The sequence below is a fragment of the Pacificoceanicola algae genome (assembly GCF_049341065.1).
GTDB lineage: Bacteria > Pseudomonadota > Alphaproteobacteria > Rhodobacterales > Rhodobacteraceae > Pacificoceanicola.
The window spans coordinates 1-11,005 of record NZ_JBMPIX010000045.1 but is presented as its reverse complement, the minus strand read 5'-3'; the positions used below and the strand labels follow the sequence as shown (position 1 = coordinate 11,005).

The 11,005-nt window shown below is 58.3% G+C and carries 8 protein-coding genes and 7 pseudogenes; 13 read left to right on the top strand and 2 right to left on the bottom strand.

What is annotated here, in order from left to right:
* From ACOYQJ_RS25665 to ACOYQJ_RS25640, 6 genes and pseudogenes are all read left to right on the top strand, one after another.
* On the top strand, positions 1 to 543 hold a 543-nt coding region (locus ACOYQJ_RS25665), incomplete at its 5' end, for an integrase core domain-containing protein (RefSeq protein ID WP_422908728.1).
* A 47-nt stretch (positions 544 to 590) separates the two neighbouring features.
* Positions 591 to 752: pseudogene (locus tag ACOYQJ_RS25660) on the top strand (ATP-binding protein); the annotation flags it as partial.
* 499 nt (positions 753 to 1,251) lie between these two features.
* Positions 1,252 to 2,601, top strand: a complete 1,350-nt coding sequence (locus ACOYQJ_RS25655) for an IS1380 family transposase (protein WP_422908727.1) — start codon at positions 1,252 to 1,254, stop codon at positions 2,599 to 2,601.
* 394 nt (positions 2,602 to 2,995) lie between these two features.
* Entirely contained in the window at positions 2,996 to 4,039 is a 1,044-nt protein-coding gene (locus ACOYQJ_RS25650; protein ID WP_422908726.1) for an SH3 domain-containing protein, read from the top strand.
* 57 nt (positions 4,040 to 4,096) lie between these two features.
* Positions 4,097 to 5,023, top strand: coding sequence for a Hint domain-containing protein (locus ACOYQJ_RS25645; protein ID WP_422908725.1), 927 nt, complete (start codon positions 4,097 to 4,099; stop codon positions 5,021 to 5,023).
* A 166-nt stretch (positions 5,024 to 5,189) separates the two neighbouring features.
* Positions 5,190 to 5,467 (top strand): annotated as a pseudogene (locus ACOYQJ_RS25640) (transposase); the annotation flags it as partial.
* 388 nt (positions 5,468 to 5,855) lie between these two features.
* Here the strand turns inward: ACOYQJ_RS25640 and ACOYQJ_RS25635 are convergent.
* Positions 5,856 to 6,384 (bottom strand): annotated as a pseudogene (locus ACOYQJ_RS25635) (site-specific integrase); the annotation flags it as partial.
* Positions 6,385 to 6,406: 22 nt separating this feature from the next.
* Here ACOYQJ_RS25635 and ACOYQJ_RS25630 point away from each other — a divergent pair.
* From ACOYQJ_RS25630 to ACOYQJ_RS25615, 4 genes and pseudogenes are all read left to right on the top strand, one after another.
* Positions 6,407 to 6,628, top strand: coding sequence for a type II toxin-antitoxin system CcdA family antitoxin (locus ACOYQJ_RS25630; RefSeq protein ID WP_422908724.1), 222 nt, complete (start codon positions 6,407 to 6,409; stop codon positions 6,626 to 6,628).
* Positions 6,629 to 6,640: 12 nt separating this feature from the next.
* A complete protein-coding gene (locus tag ACOYQJ_RS25625) occupies positions 6,641 to 6,934 on the top strand; it encodes a CcdB family protein (RefSeq protein WP_422908723.1) in 294 nt (97 codons plus the stop codon).
* A gap of 244 nt (positions 6,935 to 7,178) precedes the next feature.
* Positions 7,179 to 7,952 (top strand): annotated as a pseudogene (locus tag ACOYQJ_RS25620) (DUF1403 family protein); the annotation flags it as partial.
* A gap of 40 nt (positions 7,953 to 7,992) precedes the next feature.
* Positions 7,993 to 8,565 (top strand): annotated as a pseudogene (locus ACOYQJ_RS25615) (hypothetical protein).
* 188 nt (positions 8,566 to 8,753) lie between these two features.
* On the opposite strand, the pseudogene ACOYQJ_RS25610 reads toward ACOYQJ_RS25615, so the two are convergent.
* A pseudogene (locus ACOYQJ_RS25610) lies at positions 8,754 to 9,476 on the bottom strand (IS6 family transposase).
* 136 nt (positions 9,477 to 9,612) lie between these two features.
* Between ACOYQJ_RS25610 and ACOYQJ_RS25605 the strand changes: the two are divergent.
* The 3 genes and pseudogenes from ACOYQJ_RS25605 to ACOYQJ_RS25595 all read left to right on the top strand — a co-directional run.
* Positions 9,613 to 9,930: an HsdM family class I SAM-dependent methyltransferase gene (locus ACOYQJ_RS25605; protein WP_422908722.1), complete on the top strand. Its 318-nt coding sequence runs from the start codon at positions 9,613 to 9,615 to the stop codon at positions 9,928 to 9,930.
* Positions 9,931 to 10,250: 320 nt separating this feature from the next.
* Entirely contained in the window at positions 10,251 to 10,397 is a 147-nt protein-coding gene (locus ACOYQJ_RS25600) for a hypothetical protein (RefSeq protein ID WP_422908721.1), read from the top strand.
* 205 nt (positions 10,398 to 10,602) lie between these two features.
* Positions 10,603 to 10,931 (top strand): annotated as a pseudogene (locus tag ACOYQJ_RS25595) (integrase core domain-containing protein); the annotation flags it as partial.
* Positions 10,932 to 11,005: the final 74 nt, after the last annotated feature.

Below are 11,005 nucleotides of genomic sequence, written 5' to 3'. Positions count from 1 at the left end.
ATTGGTGATGTTACAGCACCCAATGTGGCACATTGCGATGCCGGAAGCGGGAGCCATCCATCCCATCAGTGGCGCACTGGCCCCTCACCCTTCGTCATCGACGCCTTCGCCCTCAAGATCGTTGGCTGGAGGGTTTCGACCTCCATGACGACCGGGTTCGTCCTCGATGCTCTGAACCAAGCCATCTGCCAGAGAGCGCCATCCGAGGCTGACAAGCTGATCCATCATAGTGACCGCGGCAGCCAGTATCTGTCGATCCGATACACCGAGCGGCTCGCAGAGGCCGGCATCGACACTTCAGTCGGCAGTGTTGGAGATTCCTATGACAACGCCCTCGCCGAGAGCATCATCGGCCTCTTCAAGACCGAGGTCATCAAGTTCCTCGGCCCCTGGAAGTCCGTTGGTCAGGTCGAGTGGGAAACGCTGAAATGGGTCGACTGGTACAACAACACCCGCCTGCACAGCGCCATCGGATACATCACGCCGCACGAAGCCGAGGAGGCATTCTACAAACGCTTGAACGCTGCCGGAAAAGCAGCCTAATCATTGAACCAGAAACTCTCCGGTAAACCCGGGGCGGTTCAGAATGAGCCCAGGTCTTCGGCGATGCGAAGATGACCACGGCGCTCCTCGACCGGCTCACACACCGCTGCCACATCCTGGAAACCGGCAACGACAGCTACCGCTACAAAGCCAGCTCAGAAGCCGCAAAGAAAAAGAGAAAGGAGACACCCGCATTGACCACAATATGACCGCTGAGACATAAACAAGGGCGGGTCAAATCTCGGTGAAAATACCGGGTCACTTCTCAGCGGAAATCAACACAGAATGGCTTGCGTAGAGGCGACTTCGACCTATCCCTTAGTTCTTTTCTTAGTTGGGTCACTAGCAATGGCCATCTTAATTAGGTCAAATGAGAACCTAACTGTCATGCAGACCGTGTCTGCGATGATTGGTATTCGTCGCATTCAAAGAAACCTTCTGATCAACGCGATGCACGCAGCAACACTGATCATTCCGATGGCTCTTTGGGTATATCCAATTCAAGGTTGCAGTGCGTCACCTTCTTAAAAGCAGACACTCATGCGAACCGCAGCGATCAACACATTGGGCTGATTTCGTTGAAAAAGTCGTTGGTTTCTGTGCGTCTGATTGAGCTCGCATTCCCCAAGTAACCGAATATTTTTGAACCTCTGATCGTTGGTAATATGTTATATTTCAGCATGTTAATCGGGCTGGAGGTCGCAGATCATGGATCACCCGGAGGGTGCAAGTGAAACGGGTGATATAAGGCTCGGTTTTGATCGTCGGGTGCGGCTGGAATTTCATGGCTCGAAGATCAGTTCAGACGGTGGTCTGCTGTTGTTTCGGGAACTCGATGAGGTGCTAGGCCTGCACGACATTGCGGGCGGATTTCTGAGAGACCCGCGAACTGGTCACAACCGTCTGCATTCTCTGGTCGGCTTATTGCGGCAGTCGGTTTTCGGTCGATTGGCCGGATACGACGATGTAAATGACGCGGACCGCCTGGCGCTTGATCCGGTGATGCGACAGGTGGTTGGCGGACGGGCCGTTGATGCCAAGGCCGCCTCAGCCAGTCAGATGGGACGGTTCGAGACCGAGGTGCTGGCAGCGGCTGACAATCGCACTGCGTTGGCCGACTTGTCGAGGCAATGGATTGACAAGGTTCATGCGGCTGTGCCGCCCAGATGGATCAAGCTGGACATGGACAGTTCGGTCAGCCCGACCCACGGCGCACAGGAGGGCACGGCCTGGAACGGCCATTTCGGCTGCATGTGCTACCACCCACTGTTCGTCTTCAACCAGTTTGGCCATCTGGAACGTTGCACTTTGCGCCCCGGCAATGTGCACAATGCCGACGGATGGGAAGAGGTCCTCAAGCCGGTGGTAGCGCGATATGCGGATCGTCAGCTGATGCGGTTCTTCCGGGCCAATGCCGCGTTCGCCATCCCGGACCTCTATAAGACGCTGGAGGCCGAGGGTTATTTCTACGCCATCCGCCTACGCGCCAATCGTGTCCTTCAGGGCAAGGTTGCGCCTCTGCTCAAGCGCCCGGTCGGTCGTCCGCCGAAACACGTTCGTCGCCTATACGGTGACTTCGAGTATCAGGCGGCGTCCTGGGACAAACCAAGACGGGTCATCGCCAAGGTAGAGTGGCATCCCGGCGAGTTGTTCCGCCGCGTCGGTTTCGTCGTCACCAACCTGCCGATGGACCCTGACTGGATCATCCATTTCTACAACCAGCGTGGCACCGCCGAGCAGCACATCAAAGAAGGCAAGCAGGCGATCAACTGGACGCGTCTCTCGTGTAAGGGCATGGCCCAGAACGAGGTCCGGCTTCAGCTTCACGCGCTGGCCTACAATCTCGGCGTCTTCCTGCAAGGCGCAGACCTTCCCGAGGAGATGGCGGATTGGTCGCTCACCAGTCTGCAAACGCGGCTGATCAAGATCGGGGCGCGGGTCGTCCGCCATGCCCGTGCCATCACGATCCAGCTTGCCGAGACGGCCGTCAGCGGCGCTCTGTTCCGTCACATCCTCGCGGCCATCCATCGGCTACGTGCGCCACCGGTTCCAACATGACGGTGTCAGCATCAAGCGCTGAGGGAAAGCGGCTTGATAGGTCCGTCCAGAGAAGTGTCGATCCAACCAGTATCGGGATCATCGCCACCGCTGAGACCAGACATCACGCTCAGTTTGCGCGTTTGACGCCTGAACAACACCACAGCGTGGCCAAGAGGCTTGATAGGGGCGCACAACGGCTGCAAAATCCGACGGAGGATGTTCTACTTGGGGAATGTCAGTTGAAACAAGGTGCCACAAACGGGAAAATCCTATCTCCCTCTTAACCTCGTGCTGTCGGATCAAAGAGAATGCGATGCCTTTCGTGCATCTCGCTTTCCACATCCGCAGTTAGACCTATCCGCTGAAAGGACCTCCGAGCATAAAAAAGTCTCTTATTGCATTCACAGTCGCCATGGCATTGGCGACACCGATGGTGGCCACGGCCCAAAGCGACACGCGGACAGAGCAAGTCCGCTTTGCTGCCGGAACATCCGGCACGACAATAAACGATTCCATCACCGGCTATGAGAGCGTGCTTTACAAGATCGGCGCAGAGGCGGGCCAGCAGATGAAGGTGCGGCTGGAGCCTTCGAACCTGTCGACCTATTTCAATGTTTACGCCCCGGGCAAAGGGCCTGGTGACGAGGCGCTGGTCAATAGCCAGTTCATTGGGTCAATGGTGCCTGAGGTCAATATCTTCGACGGTACGTTGCCGGTTTCCGGAGAATACGCAGTCTCCGTTTTCATGATGCGCAATGCGGCGCGGCGCGACGAGGTGTCAGACTACATGATCACCATCAGCGTCGAGGGAAACACCGGAGACACGGTTCAGGGCGATTATGCCGACGGGCTGCAAGGCGGACCCGATTTCTACCAGATATCGACGTCGGATGGCGGTAGCTTGAACTTGCGTGTAAACCCGTCTTCGGGGGCAGACGTGGTGACGCGCCTCAACAACGGGCAAAACGTGCGCAACCTTGGGTGCCGAATGGCAGAAGGCCGCCGTTGGTGTCGCGTTGCCACGCTGGCTGACCCCGGTTCCGAAGGCTGGGCGGGAGGTGACTTCCTTGTTGACGGCAGCAACGATGCCTCGACCGGAATGAACAATACGACGTCATCATCTTCCGCAAGTTCTGGTGACAGCACATCCACAGTGACCGTTCGCTTCCCCGCCGGCGGCACAGGTACGGAAATGACCGGGTCGCTGGCACCCGGCGAGTCTCGCCGCTATGTGCTTGGTGCCGCTAATGGTCAGAACCTCTACGTCCGCGTCGCTGCACAAGGTGCTGATATGTCGTACCAAATATTCAATCCGGACCAGTCTTTCCTGCTCGAACAGATGACATCGGCGCAGGAATACCGCGGCCAACTCTGGCAGTCGGGGGATCATGTGATCGAGGTGATCAGCCGGGGTGGATCGACCACGTCCTACAACGTGATATTCGGGATCGAGTAATCCAGCACTATCGGCTAGGTTGAATTCGACGCTCTGTAAATCGAAAGGATAGTTCCAATGACGACAGAGACTTTCATCTACTCCTACGCGCTTGGCGCTTTCTATACGGCAGGCAACCCAATCGCGATCACGTCCCCTGCAACTACGGTAAACGCAACGTTGACCGATCTCTCGGTCCCGCAGGACTCGATCCTTTTGCCAGCAGAAAACGTGCAATACACGACAAGCACAGTTGATGTAACCGTTACATTTGTCGGCCAAACAGCCGCCGGCGATCCGATCACTCAATCAAGCGGTGGAAACTTCTTTGTTCTGTCGAACAGTGACGCTCTCCAGGGCACGAATACCACAACAAGTGAAACGAGCTATCCCTACTGCTTTGCCGCCGGAACGCTGATCGCCACGCCCACGGGCGAGACGGTCGTGGAAGCGCTGGACATCGGTGATCTCGTCACCACAGCGGACGGCCGCACCGTTCCCATCAAATGGATCGGCCGCCAGACCGTGCATAAGTTCTTCGCGGGACCGAAGATGGAACCGGTGCGTTTTCGCGCCGGTGCCCTCGGCGATGGCCTGCCCCACAGCGACCTCACCGTCACCGCCGACCACGGCATGGTCCTCGACGGGCTGGTGATCAATGCCTCGGCGCTGATCAACGGGACGACGATTGACTGGGTGCCGATGGCGGAACTGCCGAAGCGCGTCACCTACTACCACATCGAGACCGAGGCCCACGACGTGATCCTCGCCAACGGCGCGCCTGCCGAGACCTTCGTCGATTACGCCGGGCGGCAGGCGTTCGACAACTATCAGGAATACGTCGATCTCTACGGGGCTGAGCGGATCATCCACGAGATGGATCGCCCCCGCCTCAGCGCTCTGCGTCTTGTGCCGCAGGCGATCCGGGACCGGCTGGGTATACCGGCGGAGCCCGAGTTCAATTGGGACAATCTGGACCTGTGGGACGACGAAAGCGCAGCCTGACACAAGGCGTGCAGAGTTGCGATTATCAACTTGCTGGCTAGTTTCGCCGTTTCCAAGAGTACTGAAAACAGCATAGCGCCACCTGCGTTCTGCCAACCCGTCTCCCTGGAAGAGCCCCCTGAAAGTGGTCCACCCACTGGGATAGGAATATCCCGATTTTCAGGAGGGCCAGGGAATGCCTATTGCGGATGCAGTTCGTCAGGTTGGCACGACGCAACAGACGTATTACCGCTGGCGCAAGCTGTATGGTGGGATGGGCCGGGCGCAGTTGAAGCGTCTCAAGGAGCTGGAGAAAGAGAACCAGCATCTGAGGCGCGCTGTGTCCGACCTGACCCTCGACAAGCTTATCCTGACTGAGGCCGCACGGGGAAACTTCTAAGCCCTTCACGCCGCCGCCGGTGCATTGACCATGTGCGGCAGACGCTTGGCGTATCTGAGTTGAGGTATCGGCCCGATTTCATTCAGATGTCGAAGGTGTAGCCGCCGCTTCAGCTTGCGTTGAGTGGCATTGGCTTGAGCTTCGCTAGTTTCCGGAGGTTTCAGGGTCGGCCGATCCGTCCCGCGTCACCGGCGGCAAGTTCGCGAAGGCGATGACATCGGTGACGGGTCGGACATCGATGAACGGGGTCCCTCGTGCGACCGCCAGTGCGGCCATTGTCACAGGTGATGAACGCATCACCGATGACGCAATCTCAAAATGGACGCCGGTTTGGTCGCGCCATGCGAACGCCCATCAGCGGCTTGAGAAGTCCGGCGTGTAAGGCCACGCCCGCTGCCCAAGACTGTCGCGCCGCTGCCAGGCAAGTTGTTATCAGGTTGGTTGTCTCGGCTGGCCGATCAGCAACATCGCCCGATCCCGCAAGCCGCGCAGGTCGAAAGGAAGGGTTGCCACCATCGCGAGGATGTCTTCGGCCAAGATCGCTTCCTTTTGCACCGGGGGGGCGCGCGTGTTTGCGCTTGATCCCGGCAAGCACCGTCGCGATGTGGCGGTTCTTGCGATCGAGGGCGAATCCCCGCTGCGCATAGTTCCAGGTGAGACCCGAGAGGCGCTGGTCGATAGTACTGAACGATAGGGCAGGGGAGGAGCCTGATCCGGACGCCAAATCTGCAAGGTAGAGCCCGATCATCTCGGGGGAAGGAGGCAGGGGCTCGGCACCCTTCGTCCGGCACCAGCGCGAGAAGTGCGCCCAATCCTTGGCATAGGCGCGTCGCGTGTTTTCGGACGCTGCGGCGCGCGCATAATCGCGGGCAGTATCCATCAGCCGGTCGAGGCTGCCAGCCCCAGCGACGTGAGAGGGCAAGGGGATCGTGTAAAACGGTTCTTGTTCCGGTGAAACGCCTGAAGTATACTCTCTATCCATACGCATCTTTCAGGAGGTTGATATGGGTCGCGTGAAAGTCAATCTGACGCTGGACGCCGACGTCGCTGAAACGGCACGGTCGCTTGGCCTCAACATGTCGCGCCTTGCCGAAGCTGCGATTATCGAGGCAGCAAAGGTCGAGCGTAACCGCCTTTGGCGGGAGGCAAACCAGCCGGCAATCGACGCCTATGCCGAGGAGATTGCCAAAGAAGGTCTGCCCCTCGCGGGTTACCGAAGCTTCTGAAGCGAGGACGGGATGGCCCAGTTCGATCTCTATCGCCTCAACGGCGGGCAGCTTGTTGTGGACCTTCAAACCGACCTGATCGGGATTGACGCCTCGCGCATTGTTGCGCCGTTGCGCGAAGCGGGACGATACGCGGCCTTCCCGGGTCTCACGCCCGCTGTTGAACACGAGGGCGGAGCGTGGATTGTCAGGGTTCAGGAACTCGCCGCTGTTCCTGGCGCTGAATTGCGAGATCGGGTTGGGTCTTTGGCCGATCACCGCGATGCCTTGAAGCGCGCGTTGGACATCCTGACAGACGGCGTGTGATCCAGGCCAAAAGGAAGAGAGTTTCAAAGCCTCGCCGGGCACGGTGTCTCTCTCGTTGCCTTCGTTGACCGAAGACCCGTTTGGCGCGGATGAGCTCGAATTCTCGTGCTTTTCTGAATATCTCCAAGCATATTCCAAAATGTCCAATAATGAAATCTTATTGGACATGATTTAGAATTGCAAAGCGGGGCGTTTTGCGAGCAATGTTCTGGAAGTAAGCGCCGCGCTGTTGTACGCTCCATGCATGACATTTGCCCGGCACGGCCACATCGACGACCTGGACAGGCTACCCCGGATGCCGCCCTGGGTCACCTCTGCGCGTGCCGAAACCCTTGAAGATGAGGCGTTTGTGTCGGGCGCGGCACTAACCACCCTGCATCTTGTGCTGCAAAGCGATGATCTCCCCCACGCCTTGTTGCGACAGCGGCTCGCACTGCGCACAGCTGAGGCCTGTGTGGCTGTCTCGGGGCGCAGCGAACGCGCCAGTGACCTGCGCGACGCGGTGCACCTGCTGCGCCCCGGAGATTTGCCCGGCCCGGCCGGAGAGACCTATCTGTCGTGGCGGCACGCGGTGGAACGGCCGGGGTCGATCAAGGCGCTCTGCCGCGCACTTCCTGATCTTCGGGCCGAGCGGATTGCGGGATGGCTTGATGCAGGAAAGGGCGCGCCAGTCGCCCGTGCCGCAATGGTGCTGGAAGCGGTTTTGGCGGAGGTACCGCGTGGTGAAGTTCTCGCGCTGATCCTCGCCTGAGGCCGCCCTCGCCCAGGAACTCGGCTGGCATCATCTCGTACCTCTGCTGGCGGCGGGCCTGAAACGCGCCGACCTGCGCAAGTCTGGCGATGACCTGACTTTCGCCTGTCTTCGCGCGCTCATCTCATCGGCGGTCGAGGCCGGGCTTGAGCCTCAGACCTCGCGCGCCGGGCGGCGCATTTGAAAGCGGTCGCGCCAAAGCTTCGTGCCAAGTGGGCGGTCGAGGCCGTCGAGATGTTCCTGACCTGTGATGCGGTGGCACCTTCACACAGCTTTGTCACAAGCAGATGAAACGCGGAGACATACCATGACCACAGACATCTTTTCCCTTCCTGGCAAATTCTGGCGGGGAAACCTTCATACCCACTCCAACCGTTCCGACGGGGTGCTTGACCCCGCCGAGGTCTGCCGCCGCTACAGGGCCGAAGGCTATGATTTCATCGCGCTGACCGATCACTTCATCGGGCGCTACGATTACCCTCGATCAGTTGCTGAGCGAAGGGCGCCAGCTGATGCTCTGCGCCACCGATGATGCGCATTTCTCCGAACCCGATCACTTTGGCGGTTGGGTCATGGTCAAAGCGCTGGAAAACACGCCTGAAGCGCTGCTTGAGGCTTTGAAGGCCGGCCATCACTACAGCTCGACCGGGCCGGACCTGCGCGCAATTCACTGGGGAAGCGATGCCGTGACAGTTGCAAGCTCGGCCGTGCAATCGGTGATCGTGCAGGGCCAAGGCTCCGCTGCCGTGGCGGTGCACAGCACCTCAATGACGCGCACCAAGGTGGCGCTCGACCGGTTCAGGAACAGCGACTGGCTGCGTGTGACGGTTGTGGATGGTCCAGGAAAAGCGCCTGGTCCAATCCCTTTTGGCGGCGCTGACCAAAGCCCGGCGGCCTTGTCACGCGCCTGATACATTCGCGCGATAGCGGCATGTCTCAGGGTGATTTGCTGCCTGAAAAGACCATTCAAAGGAGTCTTCGATGAAGATTGTTCCCGCCACATTGACCTCTGCGGGGCTCTGTTGCAATCCGTTGATGAGGACGGAGTTGTCCTATCGTTATGCGGGCTCATGCAGCGAGCTGCTGTTCGATGAGGGCCACAGCCTCTGACATGACGCATGGCCCAATGCCGAATGCGCGTTCGATCATGCGCTTTTCGCCGACCGGATCACGTGTCAGATTGAAGGCGCTGGCTTGGCCTTTGCGCAGCGCACGCATCACTTCAAAACCCTTGATGGTCGCGTAAGCAGTCTTCATCGTCTTAAATCCGCGCACCGGCTTGATCAGGTGCTTGAGCTTGCCGTGGTCCGCTTCGATGACGTTGTACAAATACTTGACCTGGCGATGTTCCACGTCCTTGGGGCAATTGCCTTCTTTCTTGAGCTCAGCCAGCGCGGCGGCATAGGTCGGGGCCTTGTCAGTGTTGATCACGCGCGGCTGTTCCCAAACTTTCAAGCCCTTGAAAGCCTTGCCCAGAAAGCGTTTAGCGGCTTTGGTGTTGCGGGTGGAAGACAGATAGAAATCGATGGTGCAGCCGTGCTTGTCGACCACTCGATACAGATAGGTCTACTTGCCCCTGACCTTGATATAGGTCTCGTCAACACGCCAGCTGTCTGACATTGGTCGCCGCCACTGCCAACGCATGCGGCGCTCCATTTCCGGGGCATACTTTTGAACCCAGCGATAAATTGTGCTGTGATCCACGCGAACACCGCGTTCGGCCATCATGGTTTCGAGGTCGCAATAGCTGATACCATAGCGGCAATACCAACGCACTGCCCATAGTACCACTTCTCCGCTGAAATGACGCCCTTTAAAGTCGTTCCTACCTTACCTCTGCCGATCACTGCCTTGTAGTTTTCCCAAGCGAGCGAAAGTTTGCAACAGAGCCTTGTCGAGAGCGGGTTCGTTAATCAGCAGCTTGCCAGTGCCCCGGCAGGCGATCTCGGCGGGCGAAAAGTCCGGCCAACCGGGCGAAAGCATCTATGACCCGACCTGCGGCACCGGCGGCATGCTGATCTCATGCCTTGCCGAAGCCAAGAGGCGCGGCGGCGACACCCGCACCATTGGCCTTTACGGGCAGGAACTGATCACCATCACCGCCGCCATTGCGCGGATGAACCTCGTCATCCATGGCGTGTCGGACTTCCACATCGCCAGCGGCAACACGCTCGCCGATCTTCGGAAGGTTTTGCTTTGCACGAAGCGTTGCGATCCGCAAGGCAGCCAGAAGGTCATCTGGTAGGTCATTCTCTGCTGCATAGCTGCTGAGGTCTTTCAGAACGTCTTCGATCCAGGAGTGTTGTCGCATGATATTTCCTCTGTTCCGATTACAGCCTTGCCCCAACTTGGTTAAGAAAGAGTTTAGTAGAAAGAGCGACGGCTCTCTTCGGAAACTTCTTCGCAGCTTGCACTGACGTCCGGGAGCATCCATCATGTTTGGCATCTTTTTACTTGCCGCAGCCGAACGCCACGAATGTCGGGTTCTGAGCTACACCGAGAAATTCGGACACTGACGTAAGTTACGATTTATTGTATGCCGATCTTCGACGAGAGGGATCAGAGATGTCGATACGGAAGCAACATGCGCCTGAGTTCAAGGTGGAGGTGGCGCTGAAAGCTCTGAAGGGCGAAGTGCTGCAAGGCCAATGCGCGAAGATGGTCGATGCGGTTCCGGAGACCGGCGCGACCCAACCATGTCTGATCCTATGACTTCGTTCAGTATCGGACGGCGGATGGCGCGCCTTTGCAATATCAACGGCAACCAAAACAGGCTCGGGCTGTGCAATACTGGTATCGGTCATAGTCGGTCTCCCTTGCGGTGTGGTTTGTTGCAAAACCACTGTAGGGACCTGAGGAACGGCTATGACCACCTGCTGCGCTATTTGGGGCCGCGCAGGCAATCATAGCCTCTGGACCAGCATCATTCCGAAGGTGTTACGGCACCGAGTTCACCGCCATCAAGCTCCGCGAGAGCATCGAGGCCATCGGGGCCAAGACCGCATACATCGAACTGGGATCACCTTGGGAAAACGGCTACGTCGAGAGTTTCAACGCCAGGCTTCGGGACGAACTGCTCGACGGCGAAATCTCCTATTTGCTGAGGGAGACACAGATCCTAATCGAACGATGGCGCCGCCATTACAACACCGTGCGGCCCAACAGCGCTCTGGGCTATCGGCCACCCGCACCCAAGACCACTATCCCAATGGACGACGGCCAATCATGCACCAACTTTCAAACTAGGGTCAGGATTCATAACCAGTAGATGACGACTGCAGCGAGGGCGATGGCCGAAAGGAAGACTTTTGGGCACCGGT

Bases quoted from the DNA above. Each gene is read 5' to 3' on its own strand.
- ACOYQJ_RS25625 (WP_422908723.1), top strand. From the start codon at position 6,641: ATGGCCCAGTTCGATCTCTATCGCCTCAACGGCGGGCAGCTTGTTGTG.
- ACOYQJ_RS25600 (WP_422908721.1), top strand. From the start codon at position 10,251: ATGTCGATACGGAAGCAACATGCGCCTGAGTTCAAGGTGGAGGTGGCG.
- ACOYQJ_RS25655 (WP_422908727.1), top strand. From the start codon at position 1,252: ATGGATCACCCGGAGGGTGCAAGTGAAACGGGTGATATAAGGCTCGGT.
- ACOYQJ_RS25650 (WP_422908726.1), top strand. From the start codon at position 2,996: ATGGCATTGGCGACACCGATGGTGGCCACGGCCCAAAGCGACACGCGG.
- ACOYQJ_RS25645 (WP_422908725.1), top strand. From the start codon at position 4,097: ATGACGACAGAGACTTTCATCTACTCCTACGCGCTTGGCGCTTTCTAT.
- ACOYQJ_RS25630 (WP_422908724.1), top strand. From the start codon at position 6,407: ATGGGTCGCGTGAAAGTCAATCTGACGCTGGACGCCGACGTCGCTGAA.